The 18,161-nt window shown below is 71.6% G+C and carries 18 protein-coding genes; 7 read left to right on the top strand and 11 right to left on the bottom strand.

Features of this window, described 5'->3' with window-relative positions; genetic code table 11:
• Window positions 1-16: 16 nt before the first annotated feature.
• Together IW256_RS30770 and IW256_RS41605 are read right to left on the bottom strand one after the other, a co-directional pair.
• Window positions 17-868 (bottom strand): MauE/DoxX family redox-associated membrane protein, encoded by an 852-nt coding sequence (locus IW256_RS30770; RefSeq protein WP_231403997.1) that lies wholly within the window; start codon window positions 866-868, stop codon window positions 17-19.
• Window positions 868-1,998 (bottom strand): hypothetical protein, encoded by a 1,131-nt coding sequence (locus IW256_RS41605; RefSeq protein ID WP_307829230.1) that lies wholly within the window; start codon window positions 1,996-1,998, stop codon window positions 868-870. The genes IW256_RS30770 and IW256_RS41605 overlap by 1 nt, the downstream gene beginning before the upstream one ends.
• Before the next feature lie 714 nt (window positions 1,999-2,712).
• Between IW256_RS41605 and IW256_RS30780 the strand changes: the two genes are divergently transcribed.
• Together IW256_RS30780 and IW256_RS30785 are read left to right on the top strand one after the other, a co-directional pair.
• Window positions 2,713-3,234, top strand: coding sequence for a SigE family RNA polymerase sigma factor (locus IW256_RS30780; RefSeq protein ID WP_197014287.1), 522 nt, complete (start codon window positions 2,713-2,715; stop codon window positions 3,232-3,234).
• 477 nt (window positions 3,235-3,711) lie between these two features.
• A complete protein-coding gene (locus IW256_RS30785) occupies window positions 3,712-5,322 on the top strand; it encodes a long-chain fatty acid--CoA ligase (protein ID WP_231403998.1) in 1,611 nt (536 codons plus the stop codon).
• 157 nt (window positions 5,323-5,479) lie between these two features.
• Here the strand turns inward: IW256_RS30785 and IW256_RS30790 are convergent, their stop codons facing one another.
• Window positions 5,480-6,238, bottom strand: a complete 759-nt coding sequence (locus tag IW256_RS30790; RefSeq protein ID WP_197014289.1) for an SDR family NAD(P)-dependent oxidoreductase — start codon at window positions 6,236-6,238, stop codon at window positions 5,480-5,482.
• Between the two features lie 59 nt (window positions 6,239-6,297).
• On the opposite strand from IW256_RS30790, the gene IW256_RS30795 reads away from it, so the two are divergent.
• Window positions 6,298-6,759: a MarR family winged helix-turn-helix transcriptional regulator gene (locus IW256_RS30795; protein ID WP_197014290.1), complete on the top strand. Its 462-nt coding sequence runs from the start codon at window positions 6,298-6,300 to the stop codon at window positions 6,757-6,759.
• Between the two features lie 92 nt (window positions 6,760-6,851).
• Here IW256_RS30795 and IW256_RS30800 read toward each other — a convergent pair whose 3' ends face one another.
• The 4 genes from IW256_RS30800 to IW256_RS30815 form a co-directional block, all read right to left on the bottom strand.
• A complete protein-coding gene (locus tag IW256_RS30800) occupies window positions 6,852-7,082 on the bottom strand; it encodes a ferredoxin (RefSeq protein WP_197014291.1) in 231 nt (76 codons plus the stop codon).
• Window positions 7,079-8,482, bottom strand: coding sequence for a cytochrome P450 (locus IW256_RS30805; RefSeq protein WP_197014292.1), 1,404 nt, complete (start codon window positions 8,480-8,482; stop codon window positions 7,079-7,081). The genes IW256_RS30800 and IW256_RS30805 overlap by 4 nt, the downstream gene beginning before the upstream one ends.
• Before the next feature lie 464 nt (window positions 8,483-8,946).
• Complete coding sequence (locus IW256_RS30810; protein WP_269217958.1) at window positions 8,947-9,723, bottom strand: TetR/AcrR family transcriptional regulator; 777 nt, start codon at window positions 9,721-9,723, stop codon at window positions 8,947-8,949.
• 64 nt (window positions 9,724-9,787) lie between these two features.
• Window positions 9,788-10,690, bottom strand: coding sequence for an RNA polymerase subunit sigma-70 (locus IW256_RS30815; protein WP_307829231.1), 903 nt, complete (start codon window positions 10,688-10,690; stop codon window positions 9,788-9,790).
• A gap of 47 nt (window positions 10,691-10,737) precedes the next feature.
• Between IW256_RS30815 and IW256_RS30820 the strand changes: the two genes are divergently transcribed.
• Window positions 10,738-11,349, top strand: coding sequence for a dihydrofolate reductase family protein (locus IW256_RS30820; protein ID WP_307829232.1), 612 nt, complete (start codon window positions 10,738-10,740; stop codon window positions 11,347-11,349).
• Window positions 11,350-11,475: 126 nt separating this feature from the next.
• Here IW256_RS30820 and IW256_RS30825 read toward each other — a convergent pair whose 3' ends face one another.
• Both IW256_RS30825 and IW256_RS30830 read right to left on the bottom strand, forming a co-directional pair.
• Window positions 11,476-12,033 (bottom strand): GNAT family N-acetyltransferase, encoded by a 558-nt coding sequence (locus IW256_RS30825; RefSeq protein WP_197014295.1) that lies wholly within the window; start codon window positions 12,031-12,033, stop codon window positions 11,476-11,478.
• On the bottom strand, window positions 12,030-13,280 hold the full coding sequence (locus IW256_RS30830; RefSeq protein WP_197014296.1) for an NsdA family TPR-like regulatory protein: 1,251 nt from the start codon (window positions 13,278-13,280) through the stop codon (window positions 12,030-12,032). The genes IW256_RS30825 and IW256_RS30830 overlap by 4 nt, the downstream gene beginning before the upstream one ends.
• Window positions 13,281-13,581: 301 nt before the next feature.
• Between IW256_RS30830 and IW256_RS30835 the strand changes: the two genes are divergently transcribed.
• From IW256_RS30835 to IW256_RS30845, 3 genes are all read left to right on the top strand, one after another.
• Entirely contained in the window at window positions 13,582-13,908 is a 327-nt protein-coding gene (locus IW256_RS30835) for a hypothetical protein (RefSeq protein ID WP_197014297.1), read from the top strand.
• Between the two features lie 965 nt (window positions 13,909-14,873).
• Window positions 14,874-15,410: a VOC family protein gene (locus tag IW256_RS30840; protein WP_197014298.1), complete on the top strand. Its 537-nt coding sequence runs from the start codon at window positions 14,874-14,876 to the stop codon at window positions 15,408-15,410.
• On the top strand, window positions 15,403-16,206 hold the full coding sequence (locus tag IW256_RS30845) for a MerR family transcriptional regulator (protein ID WP_231403999.1): 804 nt from the start codon (window positions 15,403-15,405) through the stop codon (window positions 16,204-16,206). The genes IW256_RS30840 and IW256_RS30845 overlap by 8 nt, the downstream gene beginning before the upstream one ends.
• Window positions 16,207-16,411: 205 nt before the next feature.
• Here IW256_RS30845 and IW256_RS30850 read toward each other — a convergent pair whose 3' ends face one another.
• Window positions 16,412-17,443, bottom strand: a complete 1,032-nt coding sequence (locus tag IW256_RS30850; protein WP_197014300.1) for a CU044_5270 family protein — start codon at window positions 17,441-17,443, stop codon at window positions 16,412-16,414.
• Window positions 17,440-18,081 carry an RNA polymerase sigma factor gene (locus IW256_RS30855; RefSeq protein ID WP_197014301.1) on the bottom strand — a complete coding sequence of 214 codons (642 nt, stop codon included), beginning with the start codon at window positions 18,079-18,081 and terminating at the stop codon, window positions 17,440-17,442. Before IW256_RS30855 ends, IW256_RS30850 begins: the two co-directional genes overlap by 4 nt.
• Window positions 18,082-18,161 lie beyond the last annotated feature (80 nt).

The following is an 18,161-nucleotide window of genomic DNA, read 5'->3' on the forward strand; positions in this document are numbered from 1 at the left end:
GATCAGCGATCAGCGATCAGCGGGTGGCCAGGTGGCCTGCGGCGGTGTCGTGTTCTGGCTTGTTCTCGGTCGGGAGGGTGGCCGTTCGTACGGTCCGGTTCCGTTCGGCCGTCGAGACGGCAAAGATGATCTCTGTGTCGCGACCGTCCACGCGGGCGGGGAAGACCACGAACCGCCAGCAGCCCTCGCGCCACACGTCCAGGGGCACCGGACTGGTGATCGCGTGCTCGGAGGCCCTCCAGGTCTCGCTGCCGTACAGGGTCGAGTACGTCTCCGCGAGAGAGCTGCGACGGCGTTCGCAGGGCGTGGCCTGACCGCGCCGCCGTACGCGCGACCGTTCGGCGAGGGTGGAGAGTTCCGGGGAGAGCGCGGCGAAGAGGGCCAGTTCCAGCGTGAGCACCGCCACCACCTGGAATGAGCCCTCGCGCAGCGTCTCGGCTCCGGCGACCGGCGCGCCGAGCGACACGACCGCCGCCGCCGTGAACAGCAGCGCGCGCAGAACGCTCCGGCGGCCGACGCGCCTGGTGCTCAGCCCTCCGAAGCAGCCGCAGCCGGCGTCGGGCCGGTGCACCCGCAGTTCGCCGACGACCCAGGTCGCGGCGGTGAACGCCACGGTCGTCGCCAGCCGCACCGACACGTGCGGGGTGAGGAGGAGGGCAAGCCCGAGGGTGCCTTCGCCAAGGCCGATGCCGACCATCACCGGACGGCTCTGCCGCAGCGCGGTCGCCCGTCGGAGCCTCCCCGGCACGGGTACCCCGTGCACATGTTCGGGCGAGGCGGCCGGGGCGCGGACGACGAGTTTGGCCACGGCCGCGGCCAGCAGGACGGCGGACAGCAGCACGACCTGGGTGTTCTGGATGGCGTCCATCACGTCCGGTCCCTCGCGACGCGGGGAGCGCCATGCCACAGGGCGGCGTTGAAGCAGCCCCTGTCCAGGTCACCTCCGAGGCCGACGAACGCGGCGGGCGTCAGCTCGGCGAGGCGCCCGCGCGGGGAGGTCGCGCATTCGACGCACCGGTCGCAGTAGCGGGCCGCGACACAGCCGCATTCGATCACCGGCAGGGCGGCGGCACGCCCGGCGCACTCGTTGCGGAGCATCAGTTCGCTGCCGAGGGAGAGGTAGGGCAGCGCGACGCAACCTGCGGGAGGCGCGTCGGTGCAGCCGCCGCCTTCGGTGTCCACCGCCGGGAACGCGACGCCCGGTTCGCCGTTCAGGAGGAAGGCCGGGCCCGCGCTGTACGGGCTTGCGTCGTACGAGCCCGCGCTGCACAGGCCTGCGTTGTACGGGCCTGCGTTGTACGGGCCAGCGCCGTACGGGCCAGCGCCGTACGACCCGGCGTCATGCGGGCCAGCGCCGTACGGGCCAGCGCCGTACGACCCGGCGTCATGCGGGCCAGCGTCGTCGTACGGGCTCGCGTCGTCGTACGGGCTCGCGTCGTGCGGGTTCGTCGGGTGCTCGGCGCGGCCGGGCGGCACGTGATCCGGTGGAGCGGGCCGGGCGGAGACGAAGCGGTGACCTCGCCCCTGCCGCCCCGGCGCCGGTGGTCGCGTCCGGCGGTGACGGCCTGCGGCGGCGGTTTGAGCATGGGGACGCGCGGGCGGGGCACAGGTGGTGCCGGTGGGGACCTCGTACGTGGCGCCGCCGAACCAGGTCGCGGTTCCGTGCAGGACGTCGGGGACGGGGGCGCCGGGTTCGGGCGGGGCGAGGTCGGCCGGGCGGTAGCCGGGCTGCGAGGTGCCGGGCCGAACCGCCTGCGGGCCGTCCGGGGAGCACACGCAGATGACGTCGATCAGGTATCCCGGTTCGAGTCTCGGGTGGCGGACGAGGATGGGCCCGAGGGCCTGCGGCGGGATCACCACGGAGGTTCGTCCGCGATGCGGTCCCATGTCCACCTCGATGGCGTTCGCGTTGAAGGCAATGATCGTTCCGGTGATGCGGCCGATGTCCACCCAGATCCGTTCGGCGCCGTCGCCATCGGGGACGGGCCGTACGATCACCTCGCGCCCTGGCCGCAACGCACGGAAGTCCGCGGGGCCGGCGTGCCAGACGGTGGTGGCCGAGGTCAGGGAGAGCCTGACGGGGCTGGTCTCCCACGGCGGCGGGAGGCCGGGGGCGGCCTCCGCAGGCCACACAGGGGAGCCGGCAGGCCATGCGAGGGAGTCAGCGCGGGCCGCGGCGTCCCGCAGACGGGAATCCGCGCGGGCCGCGTCCAGCATCCGGGGGTAGGGGCGGGGCGCCGTATCCAGCAGCAGGAAGTCTGGGCCGACCTCCAAAATCAAGCCCGCCACCACGCGCGGCGGGCAGGGCGCCCCCATGGTGAGGTCGGCGGACGCGGGGACGGGCGAGCGCTGGAGCGTTCCGAGTACCGCTTCCCGATATGTGCGACGCCGCCGTGCCTGCCGGAGAGGGGAAAGCGACATTGGCGTCACTCCGTTTTCGATCTTCAATCATGACGGTGGGTAGAGGTACAGCGTGTCAAGGACTGGTGCCCTTGACCTGGCTATCGATGGATTTGTCGCAATAAATCGGTTGCCTGATGAGCTTTGTTTTACCTAGGTAGATTATTCTCCCCCGGTTGACCCTAAATTAGATTTCCTGATGGCCCAGAATTACGATCCACATGCGATCGTCGAGACATAGGGATCTTGAATTTCCGGGATCCCGACCGGTACGGGTCGACTGAGGCTCCCAACCCCTGGCTCGGTGGTGACGTGAACAGCACGCGGCACGACGAGTTCCGCGACTACGTCGCGGCTCGCGGCCCGGTGCTCCTGCGTGCCGCGCTGCAGCTCACCGGCGACCGCGCGGAGGCCGAGGACCTGCTCCAGGCGGCCCTGGCCAAGACGTACCTGGCCTGGGACCGGATCCAGGACCGCGCCGCCGTGGACGGCTACGTGCGGCGGGCCATGGTCAACACGCAGATCTCCTGGTGGCGCCGCCGCAAGCTGGACATCTACCCGACCGATGAGCTGCCCGACCAGCCGGTGGACGATCACACCCGGCGCAGCGACCTGCGCGACGCCCTCGGACGCGCCCTTGACCGGCTCCCCGAACGCCAGCGCCTCGCGGTGATGCTGCGCTACTACGAGGACATGCCGGAGGCCGAGATCGCGGAGGCCCTCGGGGTCAGCGTCGGAACGGTCAAGAGCACTGTCTCCCGGGCCATGGCCAAGCTCCGCGACGACGCCGCCCTCGAAGCCGACTTCCCCAACGCCTCGCACCCCCGCCCCTGACACGCCATACGCCGAAGGGTCCGTCCTCGGCCTCCCTGCTTCGGGCCCCGACTTTCCTGCTCCGCGCTCGGGCACCGCGCCCAGGCTCCGCGCCCAGGCACCCCCCTCGGGCCGCTACATTCCTGCTCCGCGCCAAGGCTCCGTGCCCAGGCTCCACGCTCGGGCTCCGCGCTCAGGCTCCGCCCTCGGGCTCCACGCCCAGGCTCCACGCTCAGGCTCCACGCTCAGGCTCCGCGCTCGGGCTCCGCGCCAAGGCTCCGCCCTCGGGCTCCACGCTCGAGCACCGCGCTCGGGCTCCGGGCCTCCACCGCCGCCTCCCCTAACGCGCGTGTACGTGGCGCTCGTACGGCGCCGATAGCACGGCCGTCCGGCCCGGTCCCGGGAAAAATGGGGCGCCGAGTACTGACATCGTCACCCCATCCGGGCAAGAATCCGGTTCTGGACCCACCGAGCTGGAGGTGCGCCGTGTGGAGCACGATGCAGGATTTCCCGCTGACCATCACCACGATCATGCGCTTCGGCACGGAAATCTACGGCGGGAGCGAGGTCGTCACCTGGACCGGCGACGGGACCCGCCGGCGGAGCTATGCCGAGCTGGGCGAACGCGCCGCCCGGCTGGCGGGGGCGCTGCGCCGGCTCGGGGTGGACGGCGACCAGCGGGTGGCCACGTTCATGTGGAACAACGCCGAGCACCTTGAGGCGTACCTGGCGATCCCCTCCATGGGGGCCGTGCTGCACACGCTCAACCTCCGGCTCTTCCCCGACCAGCTGGTCTACATCGCGAACCACGCGGAGGACCGGGTCGTCATCGTGGACGGTTCGCTGATCGGGCTCCTGGCCCCCGTCCTCCCCAAGATGACGACCGTCCGGCACGTGATCGTGGTGGGCGACGGGGACACCGCGCCGCTGGCGGAGGCGGGCAAGGAGCTGCACTCCTACGAGCAGCTGCTCGCGGCCGAGCCCGCCTCGTTCGACTGGCCCGAGATCGACGAACGGTCGGCCGCCGCCATGTGCTACACCAGCGGCACCACGGGCAATCCGAAGGGCGTGGTGTACTCGCACCGGTCGGCGTACCTCCATTCGATGGCGACCTCTACCGGGAACTCCCTGGCCATGAGCGCCGCCGACCGGGTCCTGCCGGTGGTGCCGATGTTCCACGCCAACGCCTGGGGCCTGCCGTACGCGGCGATGATGGCGGGCGCGTCCCTGGTCATGCCTGACCGCCACCTGCAGGCCGAGCCGCTGGTACGGCTGATCGAGGCGGAGCGGCCCACGATCGCCGGTGCCGTGCCCACCATCTGGGCGGACGTCCTGCGGTACGTCAAGGAGCACGGCGCCGACCTCAGCTCGCTGCGGCTGGTCCCGTGCGGCGGCTCGGCGGTGCCGGAGGCGCTGATGCGCGGCTTCGACGAGATCGGGGTACGGATCGTCCAAGCCTGGGGGATGACCGAGACCTCGCCGGTGGCGACGATGGCGCATCCGCCGGTGGGCGCGGAGGGCGAGGACGCCTGGCGGCACCGGGTCACCCAGGGCCGCATCCTGGCCGGGCTGGAGGTACGGATCGTCGGGGACGGCGACGTCGTGCTGCCCGACGACGGCGAGGCGGTCGGCGAGGTCGAGATCCGCGGCCCGTGGATCACCGGCTCGTACTACCTGGACGAGGATCCGGCCAGGTTCCACGACGGCTGGCTGCGTACCGGCGACGTCGGGACGCTCTCATCAGACGGCTATCTGGTCCTCACCGACCGGGCCAAGGACGTGATCAAGTCGGGCGGGGAGTGGATCTCCTCGGTCGACCTGGAGAACCACCTGATGGCGCACCCGGACATCGTCGAGGCCGCGGTGGTCGGCGTCCCGGACGACCGCTGGCAGGAGCGCCCGCTGGCGTCGGTGGTCGTACGGGAGGGCGCCGCGGTGACGGCCGAGCAGCTCAGGGAGTTCCTGACCGGCCGGATCCCGAAGTGGCAGCTTCCGGAACGCTGGTCGTTCATCGAGGCCGTGCCGAAGACGAGCGTCGGCAAGTTCTCCAAGGTGACGCTCCGGAAGATGTACCACGACGGCGATCTGGATGTGGTCCGCCTGGACTAGCGGCCGACTGGCAGCCGGCCGGCGGCGGCCGGCCGGCGGCGGCCGGCCGGCTGACGGCCGGGCTGACGGCCGCGCTGACGGCCCAGCTCGGTGGCCCGGCCCGGCAGCCTGGAGGCCGCCGGGCGGAGAACCGGTCCGCCCGTTCCTCCGGCGCGGCTCAGCGGGTCAGGTGCCGGCCGCCCGCGACGGAGAGGACCTCCCCGTTGACGTGCCCGTTCGCGAACGAGCCGAGGTAGGCGGCGGCGGAGGCGACGTCCTCGGGAGTGCAGATGCGGCCCGTGGGCGTCTCGGCGGACTCGGAGTCGATCGCCTCCTGCCCGAGCCAGGGGGTGGTCAGTGCCCGTTCCGTCAGCGTGAAGCCGGGCCGGACGACGTTCGTCAGCACGCCGTGCCGGGCCTCGCGCACGGCGAGCACCCTGGCGGCCGTCTCCAGCGCCCCCTTGGCGGCGGGGTAGGCCACGCCCGCGGGCATCGGCTGATCGACCACGTCGGAGGAGACCAGCACCAGCCGTCCTCCTCCGGCGCTCCTCATGCCGGGGAGGACGGCGTCGATCAGCGCGAGCGTTCCGGTCACGTTCACGGTGAAGCCGTCGACCAGGCTCTGCCAGGTCTCCGGGGCCATGGCCGGCCACGCGACCGCGTTGGCGACCAGGACGGAGACGTCGCCGAGCTCCCGCTCGACCTCCCGTACCGCCGCCTCGGCCGACGCCGGGTCGCGCTGGTCGATCCGTACCGCCGCCCCCTTGCCGCCCTCCTGGACGATCGAGTCGACGAGGGCGCGGGCCCGTTCCTCACCCCTGTGCCAGCCTGCGGCCACCAGTGCGCCCTCCTTCGCGAACGTCCTGGCGATCGCCCCGCCGATGTCGCCGGACGCTCCCGTGACCAGGACGACCCGGCCGTCGAGTCCGAGATCCATGCCTCTCCAATGCTTAGCCGACTATCTATTAGTCGGCTAAACGTTAGTAGGATCGATCCGTGGAGGCAAGCGAGGCGATGCGCGTCAATCGGGCGCTGAACAAGATGAGCAAGCTCTACCGCGAAGCCAAGGCGCGCAAGCTCGCGGCGCTCGGCCTGCATCCCGGCCAGGACGTACTGCTGTGGTTCCTGGCGCAGGAGCCGGACGGCATGACGGTCTCGCAGCTGGCCGCACGTCTCGGCATCGAGCCGCCGACCGCGACCCGCAGCCTGGCCCGGCTGGAGAAGGGCGGCTGGTTCCGGCGCGAGCCGGTGCCCTCCGACCGCCGCCAGGTGCGCATCGTGGTCACCGACGCCGGTCACGAACTGCTGCCGGACATCGAACGCGCCTGGGCCGAACTGGCCGAAGAGGCGATGGGGGAAGCCGGTCCCGAACAGCGCGAGATCACCCTCACCACCCTTGAGCGGGCCAACGACCGGCTACGCGGCCTCGTCGGTGACGAGATCCTCGCGGAGGAGTGAACCCCGCAGACCGGGACGGCCTGGGGTCGGCCGGCTCCGGCAGGGGTGCGGGCAGGTTCTGGGCCGCTCCCCTGCCGGTGAGCCGGGTGCGATCACGGCTCGGGGGCGATCACTTCCCCGGTTCCCTCGTCGCGGACGGTGATCGCCTCGACCGGGCACGACTCCGCCGCATCCAGTACCCGGTCGGCGGGCTCGGTCCGCCGCCGCGCGGGCCGGGACGTGCCGTTCTCGACGGTGAAGTGGTCCGGGGCGGTCCCGGCGCAGATGCCGGAGCCGATGCAGGTGCCTCCGTCCACCTCGATCAGCCAGGTCGTATCGGTCATGCGGGGCTCCTCTCCACGGACGTTCCGGCGTGCGATTCAGCCGGCGTTCCGGCGGACGTTCCGGCGGGCCTTCCAGCGTGCGATTGGGCGGACGTTCCGGCGTGCGATTCAGCGGACGTTCCGGCGGACGTCTCGGTGGCCGGTTCCGCGGCCGGCTCGGCGGCCCAACCGGTGGCGGACGAACGTGGGCGCGGCTCGTCCCAGGTGAGCGGCAGGCGTTCCGGTCCGCGGGTGGCCGTTCCGGTCTTCCACACGATGTCCTCTTCCGAACCGGCGAACCGCAGCCCGGGGAGTCGTCCCAGCAGGGTTCCCAGGGCGACCTGGAGTTCCATGCGGGCGAGCTGGGCGCCCAGGCAGTGGTGCGGTCCGTGGCCGAACCCGATGTGGGCCGGCTCCTGGCGGTGGCGGTTCAGGTCGAGAGTGTCGGGGTCGGTGTAGACCGACTCGTCGCGGTTGGCCGAGTGCACCGCGACCACGACGGGTTCACCGGAGCGCACCTTCACGCCGCCCACCTCGACGTCTTCGAGCGCGTACCGGGCACTGCCTGCGCCTCCGCCGAGCGGGACGAAGCGCATGAGTTCCTCGACCGCCTGAGGGATCAGCCCGGGGTCCGCGCGCACGGCCGCGAGCTGGGCGGGGTGGGTGAGCAGCGTGTAGACGAAGTTGGGGATCTGCGAGGCGGTGGTCTCGTGTCCGGCGACCAGGATCCCCACGGCCATCGCCAGCAGCTCGTCCTCCGACAGCCGGTCCTGTTCGTCGCGGGCCGCGATGAGCGCGCCGATGAGGTCGTCGCGCGGCGTCCGGCGGTGGTCGTCGATCAGGCCCGCCATGTAGTCCCACAGCCGCCCGGTGTACTCGGTGACCTGCTCCGGGGTGAACCTGGTCGTGGACAGGAAGGCGTCCGACCACAGCCGGAAGTCGCGGCGGTCGGCGACGGGAACCCCGAGCAGCTCGCAGATGACGGTGATCGGCAGGGGCAGCGCGAAGTCCTCGACCAGTTCGGCGGGCGGCCCGGCGGCCACCATGCGGTCGACGAGGTCGTCGGCGATCCGCTGGGTGCGGGGGCGCAGCCGTTCGACGCGGCGGGCGGTGAACGCCTTGGCCACCAGCCTGCGCAGGCGGCCGTGTTCGGGCGGGTCGTAGCTCAGCAGGGACGCGGACGAGCCCGAGTACATCCGGGTGCGGGGTTCGTCGCGTCCGGTGGCGGCGGCGCGGCTGAAGCGGGGGTCGCTGAGGACGAGCTTGGCGTCCTCGTAACGGGTCGCCAGCCAGGCGGGTTCGCCGTAGGTCAGGCGGACCCGCTGCAGTGGCCGTTCTTCGCGCAGCCTGGCGAACTCCGGGTCGATCTCGAGCCGGTCGGGTGCGCCGAACAGCTCGGACCACGGTCGTACGGTCGTCATCACACACTCCTCTGCGAGACGGATGTCGTTGATCACTTGGCGGGAGGACAGGCCGAGGCAGACGGGAGCAGGCCACCGCCGCGCCGCGTGACGAGGCCATGGAGCACGGGCAGGGCGGCGAAAGGGCGGACGGCGGGCGGGCGAAAGGGCGGGCGGGCGGACGGCGGACGGGCGAACGGGCGGGCGAGCGGACGCGGAGGCGGCCGTGCGCGAGCGCGGGGTGCACGCGCACGGGCGCGGGACGGGCACACCCTGAATGCGCAGGCACGGGACGGGCGGATGCGGAGGCGGCCATGCGCGGGCGCAGGCGCCGGACGGGCACCCTGAATGCGCGGGCGCGGGGTGCGCGGGCACGGGGTGCGCGGGCGCGGGGTGCGCGGGCACGGGGTGCGCGGGCACGAGGTGCGCGGGCACGGGACGGGCGGGCACGGGCGCGGGCGCGGGCGGGCGTGCAATCGGGAGCATCAGCCCGGCCCGGGGGACAGCGCGGGCATCAGCAGGTGGCAGAGAGCGTCGGCGAGGAGGTCGAGCGGATCGTCGGTCTCCACCGGCCAGCCGCCCGCCAGCCACACCGACAGGAACGACTCCAGTTGCAGCACCGCCATCAAGGCACGCTGCCGGGCCTCCGCCGGGGGGACGCCACGCCAGCGGCGGGGGTCTTCGGTCAGCAGGGCGACGTGCCGTTCACGAGCGGCGCGGTAACGGTCGCGGGCGCCCTCACCGGTCGCCGCGGGACCGGCGGCGGCGAGCGCCCGGACCACCGGGGCCACCAGGTGCCAGCGCGCCGTCGCGCCCTCCAGCCAGCCGCGGACTCCCTGGCGGGTCCAGGCCGGAAGGGCGGCCAGATCGGCGTAGATGTCGTCGGCGACCTCGTACACGCGCGTCACGAGCGCCCGCAGGATCTCGGTCTTCCCGGCGAAGTGCGCGTAGACCGTCACGCGCGTGACTCCCGCCGCGCGCGCGATGTCCTCCATCGTCGCTTCGACGAACGATCCGGTGTCGAACACGGCCACGGCCCCGTCGAGGATCCGGGCCCGGGTCAGATTCCTTTGCTCCTCGCGGAGGCTCGGCCTGGCTCCCGATACGGCCCGGCCGGTGGCCGCGGGCGGCACCGTCCCGGATCCGGTTCGGGTATGTCCGCGAACTGTCGGGTGATGGCCCACGCGGTGAACGTACGCCGCGCCTGGAGCCCATACAACGTGTAAAGCGGTAAGAGTCGCCTGCCCCGCCCGCCCGTTCATCCGTACGTTGACTTGCGGCGAGTTGCTGCCCCACGCGGTGCCGGACAGAGCAACTCGCCGCAAGTCAACGTGTAGGGGCCAGGCTCTCCGGGAGGCCGAACGCGGCGAACAGTCCGGGCGTCTCGAACGAGTCCATCGCGGCGAGGAGACCGGCCTCCGGGGTCAGGACGACCAGCGCGAAGGGGCGGAACGCGGTGTCGCCCGCGCCGCGGACGTAGGCGCCGACGGCCGGAAGGCGGTTGGCGGCCGTCGGCAGCATCCGCCACTGTCCCAGCGTGTTCATGTCCTGGCGCAGCGCCCGCGCGACCGTGGCCTTGCCGGTCCACTCGCCGGCGCCGGGGCCGATGGTCAGCCGGACGTCCTCCCGGAGCAGATCGATCAGTGCCTCCGGGTCGGCCTTCTCGTGTGCGGCGATGTACCGCTCCAGCAGCTCGCGTTCGGCGGGGTCCGGTTCGGCGGCGGGCGCCCACTCCAGCCGACCGCCCCGCCACCGTTCGCGCAGGGTCGTCCGGGCCCGCTGCAGGGCGCTGTTGGCCGCCGGCACGCTCGTCCCGAGCAGCGCCGCGGCCTCGCTCGCGGGCCAGGACAGCACGTCCCGCAGGATGAGAACGGCCCGCTGGCGGGGCGGCAGAAGCTGGATCGCGGCGAGAAACGCCAGGGAGATCGTCTCGCGGCCGATCGCCACCGCGTCCGGGCCGGGGCTCTCGTCGAGCAGGTGGTCGGGGTACGGCTGCAGCGGCGGGGTCGTGCGCCGCAAGGTGTCCAGGCAGACGTTCGTGGCGATGCGGTACAGCCACGTTCGGACGCTGGAACGCTCCTCGAACGCGTCCCGGGACCGCCACGCCCGTAGGAAGACCTCCTGCACGTGATCCTCGGCCTCGTCGAACGAACCGAGCATCCGGTAGCAATGGACCTGCAGTTCGCGGTGGTACCGGCGGGTCAGGTCCGCGAAACTCGCGGTGTCCACGGCAACGCTCATACCCGTACGGACGAAGAAAGACGACCGGATCATCGGTGAGTTTCCGGCCGGGACGCGTCTACCTGGGCATGGCACTCGTTGAGGTGGACATCTCCATGTCGGTGGACGGCTTCGTCACCGGTCCCGACCTGGACGAATGGCCCGGCCTGGGCAAGGGCGGCATGGCGCTGCACGCGTGGCTGGAGCACGAGGAGGGGCGGCGGCTGAGCGAGGCGACGTTCGCCGCGTCCGGCGCCGTCGTGACGAGCCGGACGGTGTACGAGGCGACCGGCGGCTGGGGGGACGACGGCTTCTACCGGATGCCGGTCTTCGTCGTGACCCACCGGCCGCACGAGGTGGTGCGCAAGGGCGACACCACGTTCACGTTCGAGACGGGCGGGGTCGCCGCCGCGATCGAAGCGGCCTCGGCCGCCGCCGGCGGTAAGCGGGTCCACGTGATGGGCGGCGCGTCGATCGTCCGGCAGGCGCTGCGAACCGGACTGGTCGACCGCCTGCGGCTGCACATCGTCCCGCTGCTGCTGGGGTCCGGCACCGCCCTGTTCGACGGCACCGCCGGGCCCGAGCTGGAGCATCTGGACACGGTCGACACCCCCGAGGCCACCCACATCACGTACCGGGTCGGCCGGGTCGGCCGGGTCGACCGCTGACCGGCCCGGCCCGGCCGTCACCGTGCGCCGGTCAGGGATGCGGTACGGACGGCGACGGCAGCGGCAACGGCAGTGGCGGCGGCAGCGGCAGCGGCAGCGGCAGCGGCCTGCGACGGCAGTTGCGGCTCATGTGGGCAGGGGCAGCTCGATCACCATGGCGTCGAAGTGCGGCGCGTCCGGGAAGGGGCGCAGCTTCCCGATCTTCTGCCATCCCCACCGGACGTACGCGGTCCGCGCGGGCGTGTTGTCCTCGCGGACGAGCAGCGTCGCCCGTTCCTCGGCCCGGCCGTTCAGCAGTTCGTCATGCAGAGCATGCGCGACGCCCTTGCCCTGCCATTCCGGGACGACCATCAGCTCGTTGAACGCGAAGGTGCGGGCGCCGGTCTCCTCGGTGAAGCCGTCCGGTACGGGCGTCGTCAGGCCGTTCCACCATCGGGCCTTCGGCGGCAGCGCGTAGCCGAACGCCTGTCCCAGCGGCCGATCATCGATCCGGGCGAGGACGATCTCGAACCCCGGCGCCGCGCAGTAGCCACGGACCCGCTCGGCGAACCGTTCACTGGAGTAGAAGGGGTTCCCGATCACGTCGGCATGGCTCGCCTCGTACAGCGGCACGATGACGGTGTCGAGGATCTTCTCGGCCGAGGCCGCGTCGTGCCTGCTGAAGGCGAGATCCGTCGGAGTCATCGTTCTCCCGAGGTCAGGGCGAGCAGCTCGCGGGCCTCCCGCACCGAGGGACGGTTCGTCGCGTCCGGCGGCGCCAGCCCCAGCGACGTCACCGCCGTACGGCGCACCAGCCCGTCGCTGGCGAACTCGGCGGGCAGCCGTTCGAGCACCCGCACCGTATGCCGGGCACCCTCGTCGATGTCGCCGGTACGCAACATGCAGCCGGCTCGGTGCAACTCGACCTGAGCCCGTCCCAAAGAGATCCTGCCTGGGCGCAGGGCTTCCGCCGCGTCCTGTGCCGCGTTGGCGCGTGAGACGTCGCCGCCAAGGGTGTACACGTGGCTGACGACGAAATGCAGGCGATGCTCGTACCACCCCCACTGGGAGGCGGTATCGTCCCGGGTCTCGTCCGGCAGCTTGTCGAACACCTTCCGCAGCTTCTCGACAGCGCCGACCGCCTCAGTGTGGCGGCCGAGTTGGGCGAGTGCCTGGGCCTTGGCGGCGTAGGCGCTGGCAATCCCTCCGCACGGTACGCCGCGGCCGATCGCGATGGCCTCCTCTGCGGTACCGAGGCTCGACAGCTCAGGTCGGTCCGCTTCGTAGAGAGAGAACACGGCCTGCTTTCCCCGCACTCGGGCCGAGAGCAGGTGATCGCCGGATTCGTCGGCCGCCCGCGCCGCGCTCCGCCACCAGCGGCGTGCGCTCCGGAAATCCTCGATCTGGGTGAAGGCGATCGCCGTCAACGCCGCGAGTTCGGCTGCCGAATGGATCAGCCGGTGTCGTGCTGGTCCGGTCGCCTGTGGGATGAGCATGCTGAGCTCACCGAGGTCGGTGAGGAGTTCGGGTAGGACGACCTGTGCCGGAGTGCGGATCGTGCCCACTTCGTGCGCGTAGTCGTAGGCGACCCGCTCCCAGGTGTCGGCGTCCCGTTCGGTCGGGGCGGCACCGAACGCGCTGTTCAAGGCCGCGCGCTGGCGTTCGCCCTCGTAGCCGAGCGGAACGGTCGCCGCGGCGGTGGCGAGAATCCCCAGCAGGGCGCGGCGCTTCACGTCGTCCTCGATCTCTGCGAGAGGTTCATGCAAGGAAGATGCCCACATGGGCGGGGCGTCACCGAAGAGTTCGGCCGGCGTGGTGTCGAACGCGATCGCATAGGCGTCGGTCCAATCGCGAGGGAAGTGCAGACCCTTCTCCCAGTCGAGCATCTGCCGAGTGATGTTGTCCACCGATGCATGTGCAACTCCGGCGGCCTTCATGAGTTCGCACGCCATCCGGCGTTTGCTCCATTTGCGCCTTTCGCGTTCTACCTGGAGGCGAACGGCCCAGGTCGGGCGCGGTTTCTCACTCAACGGCCACCTCGTGATCATTTCGGGGACCCGGAGAGACCCGGAGACAAAGTCTCCGACATTCTCCTCTCCCGCTGAGGCCACGTCAGGGGTTCACTGAGAGTCACAAGATGTGCACGGGTAAGGCGACTGTGGCCCGCGCACCATCCCCGACAACAAGGCGGCCCCGGCCCGGTGCTCGAACACCGGGGGATCCGGGGCCTTGGCCGGAAAGTGACTCCGACCCATGGCAGATGGTACGACCCCGACCAATCGGCTCGCCGTACTCGGCGCGCAACTCAGCTCGCGCGGCTACGAGGTGGAGTGGACGCAGCACGGGATGCGCGTGATCAATTCCAAGGTGCCGGCCTGCTGCCCCAAGGCGGCGCCGAGGGAGGACTCGATCACGCTGCGGCGGCGTCCTGAGGACTTCGACAACCCGTGGTTCTGGACCGTTCGCGGCGAGCCGCTGGCGCAGGCGGACCGGATCACCGACGCGATCCTCGCCGTTGTGGGCCTCCTCGCCCACCGCCATCCCGTGGACCCCCCTACCGTGGACGGAGCCGGACGGTGATCGCGGTCGCGCCCTGGGCGGCGATCGAGGTCGATCCCGACCTGATCGTCGCGGAGATCCAGCGCCGGTTCCCGGGGGTGAGCGCGTGGAGAGGCGACTTCACCGGGCAGTGGTGGGCGATCGCGCGGGATGGCCACGGCCGCGACCTGCTGGTGGAGGCGGGCGATCCGGCAGAACTCGCGCGCCGCCTTGAGGGCCTTCGTTCGCAGACACGTTCGCAGACACGTTCGCAGGCGCCTCCCCAAGCGCGTTCGCAGGCGCGGTCGCCCTCCCCTCAGCCTGCCTCCAGACCTCAACCTGTCCCCAGGCCCCGCGCGACGGCCAGGCCCGTACCGCCCTCGCGTCCGTTGCCATCCCGTCCGGAGCCCTCACGTCCGGCACCCCGGCCCGGCGGAGCAACGCGTTCGGCACCCCGGTCCGCCGGTGCTGCGCGTACGAGACCGGCGGCGGCTCCACGTCCTCCACGTCCCCCGCGCCCTCCACGATCTCCGCGCCCTCCGGGTCCTTCACATCCTCTCCGGCCGAGCGTCCCGTCCAGGCCGGTTCATGGGCGGCATGGGCGGCGGGGCTGGTGGCGGCGGGTGCTCGGCCTGCTGGTGATTCTCGACTAGCCCGGCGTCAACGAACGTTCGCCGGGTGGACACACCATCAGTGCGTTGCACCCGACCCGGTGAACCGGACCCCGTGGCCCTGGGATCCGCTGGAGCGTCCCAGGGCCACGGACAGGCGTCGTACGGGGTCGCCCGCCCGGCCTTCCCCGGGAAACCCGAATGGCGGGGGCCCCGTACGACCCGCTCCGCGACGCCCCGCTCCGCGACGCCCCGCTCTGCGACGAACCATCGCGACGAACCCACTCACAACGAACGTTCGCCGGGTGGACGCTCCGCCCATGTGCCCGGCCAGAGGAACGGGGTTCACGGATCTGGCTTGACCCTCACGTTGCGTGAGGCTGGAGGGTTGGGTGCATGAGCGACTACTACAACGCGTTCGAGATCAGTCCCGTACCCACTCCCGGTCCGGATGCGGTCCCGCCGGAGCCTTTCCGTGGCATCTATGGAATGCCTGCGTTCCCGACGATCCCCACGAGTGATCTGGCGGCGTCGGTGGACTTCTGGGTGCGCGGGCCCGGGTTCTTCGAGCTGTTCAGCATCCCCGGCAGGCTCGTGCATCTGCGCCGGTGGGCGTTCCAGGACGTGCTCCTCGTCTCGGCGGCGAGCGTTCCGGAGCAGGCACCGGCGATCAGCTTCAGTTTCTCGTGCGTGCTCAGCCAGGTCGATTCCCTTGCCGAGGCCTGCCGTGCGTTGCGCCCGGACTCGGTCGACGGCCCCCGGGACACTCCCTGGAACACCCGCGATGTCGAGCTGATCACACCTGAGAACGCACGGATCGTTCTCACCGCGGCGAAGCCCTTCGATCCGGACAGCCAGGAGGCGCGGAACCTTGAAGCCATCGGGATCACCCCACCGGGTGCCGACGGCGGCGACAATGAGGAACATGCCTGATGCCAGTGACGCCGATGGCCTGACGGTCGGTCAGGTCTCGGCGCGGCTGGGCGTGACGGTCCGCGCGTTGCACCACTGGGATGAGATCGGGCTGGCGCGGCCGTCGCTGCGCACGGCCGCCGGATACAGGCTTTACACCGCTGGTGACCTGGAACGCCTGCACCGCATCGTCGTCTACCGTGAGCTCGGTCTCGGCCTGGACAGGATCCAGGCCATCCTGGACGACTCGACCGCGGACGTGCCCGGCGCATTGCGCGCGCAGCGCACCCGGCTCGCTGAACGGATCGAACGCCTCCAGGAGCTCGCCGCCGGACTGGATCGGATGATCGACGCCCACGAGCGCGGCCTGCTGCTGACCACCGAGCAGCAGGCCGCGATCCTCGGCCCCCAGTGGAACCCGGACTGGCCCGCCCAAGCCCGTGAGCGCTACGGAGGCACCGCGCAATGGCTGCAGTACGCCGAACGTTCGGCCTCTCGCGGTCCGGAGGAATGGCAGGCCATCGCCGACGCCGTCGCCGGTCTCGACCGCGCCCTCGGGGATGCGATGGACGCCGGAGTCACCCCTGGTAGCCCGGAAGCGAATGAGCTCGTCGAGCGGCATCGCGAGGTCTTCGCCTCGTACTTTCCCCTCACCAGGCAGATGCAGGTCTGTCTCGGCCGCATGTTCGAGGCCGATCCGGCATTCGCCGCCCACTACGACGGCATCCGCTCCGGCCTTTCCACGTGGTTCCGTCGAATCATCGACGCCAGCGCGCGTGCCCACGGCATCGACCCCGACGCCGCGACCTGGCAATAGAGCGCGGGCCCGGAAGGCCCGCACCTGCGGGGTCTCGCCGCTGCGTGAAGCAGTGGCTCGACCGCTGCACAGCGACACAAGGGGGCGCAGGGCTCCAGGACCGCTCTTCCCGTCGCCTGCTGGAGGGCGACCACTCCCCGGCCGGGCGGCCGGGCCTGCGGTGGACGGCGGCGCCGTCCACCGCAGGCCCGGCCCCCTGCGCTGTCTACTTGGGCGGCTGGTTCGTCCACCCGGCGGTGATGGTGGCGCCGCCCGGGACCGTGACCCGCGTTCCCTCCACCGAGACGAAGAAGTCGGTGTCGGTGATCCGGGACGTCTTCGGATCGACGACCAGACTCGCCTTCTTCCCTCCCCCGAGGGAGAACGACAGGCCCTGGCCGCCCTTGACCGTACCGAGGCTCGTGACGTTCGGGTAGGAGGCGATCGCGCGGAACGCGGCGGCACGGACCTTCGGCGTCGACGGCAGCTGGGAGATGAGGGAGACCAGCCCGTCGAAGACGAGCTGGTTCCGCATGTCGGCGCCGGGCCGGCCGGCGCTGGTCTTGACGGGGTTGCGCATGTGGGACGCGGCGATCCACGACTTCAGCGCGTCCGGCTCGGCCGGCAGCTTCTGGAGCTGCTCGAAGCTCACCTCGGGGCCGCCCAGCCGGAACGGAGTGGACGAGGTGAGCCTGACCACCTTGCCGCCGGTCTTCTCCCCCTTCCACCAGACCCCGCCGTCCCGCCGGGTCCAGCTCTCCAGCGAGGTTCGCGCGCCTCCATCGCGAGCGGTGAACGTCGTCTTGACGTGCCAGTACGTGCCGGAACCCTGCGGTGCGCGCTCCGCCGTGCCCGCGGCGGCGAGCAGGATCTGACGGCCGGACGGCGACGTCGCCGCGGACGTGGCCGGGCCGTGCCCCGGCTCCCCGGCGGCCCCCCCGGAACCGCCCCCGCCGATCACCACCACGGCGGCGGCCGTGCTGGCGACGGCGGTCAGCGCCGAGGCCAGGAGAACGGGCCGCCGCTTCGATGAACGGCGCGGGGGCCGCGCGGACTGCTCGGACTGATCGGGCCGCGCGGAATGATCGGGCCGCGCGGGCTGCTCGGCCGGTCGCGGGTCCTGGTCGATCTGGCTCATCACGAACTCCTGGATGCGTCGGTGACGGCCGCTCGGCAGGTCCCGTTCCACCGGCCCCGGCAGCAGCCGCGCCAGTTCCTCACGTTCGTCCGGGTCGGGCTGGGGCGAGATGGTGTTCATCGGGTGTTCTCCTGAGCGAGCCGGACCGCGTTCCCGCGGTCACCTTCTCCCTGTCCGCGGCCGGCCCGCGGTTCCCGGTCTCCTTCGGGCGGCCGAAGTCTTCCCGCGGCGACGAGCCTGCTCAGCTTCCTGCGCGCTCGGGACAGCCGGGAGCGCACCGTGCCGACCGGCACGCCGAGCGCCTCGGCCGCCTCGGCGTAGTCGAGCCCCGCCCACACGCACAGCGCCAGCACCTCGCGCTCGGGCTTGCGCAGCGCCGCGAGGGCCGTACGCACCTGGGCGAGCCGTTCTCGATCATCGATGCGGGCGGTGACCTCCTCGGCGAAGTCCGGTGCCGCCTCCTGCCTCGGAAGCCGCGCCAGCGCGCCGTCGTGCCGCCGGTCGGCGCGGCGTACGTTGCGTGCGACGTTGGTGGCGATGCCGAGAAGCCAGGGGCGCAGCGACCCGCCGCCGGCACCGACGTCGACCCGGTCGCGCAGCCGCCATGCCTCAAGGAAGGTCAGGGACACCACGTCCTCCGCCACCGACCAGTTCCCCGTCAGTCGGAAGGCGTGGTTGTACACCGAGCGAGCGTGTTCGTCGAACAATTCTCTGAACGCATCCGGGTCCCCGGCGTGAACACGGGCACGCATACTCATCTCCACATGCACGGACTGTCCGCCCGCACGATCAGGTTCCTATGATCTGGCCCACATTGACCGGAGGGCGCCCCGGTACG

Source organism: Actinomadura viridis (assembly GCF_015751755.1).
GTDB lineage: Bacteria > Actinomycetota > Actinomycetes > Streptosporangiales > Streptosporangiaceae > Spirillospora > Spirillospora viridis.

Bases quoted from the DNA above. Each gene is read 5' to 3' on its own strand.
- IW256_RS30810 (WP_269217958.1), bottom strand. From the start codon at position 9,723: ATGAACGGGCGGGCGGGGCAGGCGACTCTTACCGCTTTACACGTTGTA.
- IW256_RS30835 (WP_197014297.1), top strand. From the start codon at position 13,582: ATGGCAGATGGTACGACCCCGACCAATCGGCTCGCCGTACTCGGCGCG.
- IW256_RS30855 (WP_197014301.1), bottom strand. From the start codon at position 18,081: ATGAGTATGCGTGCCCGTGTTCACGCCGGGGACCCGGATGCGTTCAGA.
- IW256_RS30785 (WP_231403998.1), top strand. From the start codon at position 3,712: ATGCAGGATTTCCCGCTGACCATCACCACGATCATGCGCTTCGGCACG.
- IW256_RS30800 (WP_197014291.1), bottom strand. From the start codon at position 7,082: ATGACCGATACGACCTGGCTGATCGAGGTGGACGGAGGCACCTGCATC.
- IW256_RS30845 (WP_231403999.1), top strand. From the start codon at position 15,403: ATGCCTGATGCCAGTGACGCCGATGGCCTGACGGTCGGTCAGGTCTCG.
- IW256_RS30805 (WP_197014292.1), bottom strand. From the start codon at position 8,482: ATGACGACCGTACGACCGTGGTCCGAGCTGTTCGGCGCACCCGACCGG.
- IW256_RS30840 (WP_197014298.1), top strand. From the start codon at position 14,874: ATGAGCGACTACTACAACGCGTTCGAGATCAGTCCCGTACCCACTCCC.
- IW256_RS30825 (WP_197014295.1), bottom strand. From the start codon at position 12,033: ATGACTCCGACGGATCTCGCCTTCAGCAGGCACGACGCGGCCTCGGCC.
- IW256_RS30790 (WP_197014289.1), bottom strand. From the start codon at position 6,238: ATGGATCTCGGACTCGACGGCCGGGTCGTCCTGGTCACGGGAGCGTCC.
- IW256_RS30850 (WP_197014300.1), bottom strand. From the start codon at position 17,443: ATGAACACCATCTCGCCCCAGCCCGACCCGGACGAACGTGAGGAACTG.
- IW256_RS30830 (WP_197014296.1), bottom strand. From the start codon at position 13,280: ATGGCGTGCGAACTCATGAAGGCCGCCGGAGTTGCACATGCATCGGTG.
- IW256_RS30770 (WP_231403997.1), bottom strand. From the start codon at position 868: ATGGACGCCATCCAGAACACCCAGGTCGTGCTGCTGTCCGCCGTCCTG.